Consider the following 302-nt stretch of genomic DNA (forward strand, 5'->3'; position numbering starts at 1 on the left):
GCTTCTGGTGATGCCACCGACGTGGAAATGCCGGAGCTTGGTGAGTCCGTCACCGAGGGCACCATCACCCAGTGGCTGAAGTCCGTCGGCGACACCGTCGAGGTCGACGAACCGTTGCTCGAGGTCTCCACCGACAAGGTCGACACCGAAATCCCGTCCCCGGTCGCCGGCACCCTCATTGAAATCCTCGCCGAGGAAGACGACACCGTCGACGTCGGCGCCGTCATCGCCCGCGTCGGCGACGGCTCCGCCGCAGCCTCCGAAAAGCCTGCCGCCAAGGCAGAGGAAAAGAAGGAAGAGCC

The 302-nt window shown here is 65.2% G+C and carries 1 protein-coding gene; it reads left to right on the forward strand.

Annotated elements, in window-relative coordinates:
* Positions 1-302: biotin/lipoyl-containing protein (locus HMPREF2565_RS01905; protein ID WP_305764370.1), on the forward strand; the 302-nt coding region annotated here is incomplete at both ends.

It is taken from the genome of Corynebacterium sp. HMSC072A04, from assembly GCF_001809235.1.
Taxonomy (GTDB): Bacteria; Actinomycetota; Actinomycetes; order Mycobacteriales; family Mycobacteriaceae; genus Corynebacterium; species Corynebacterium hiratae.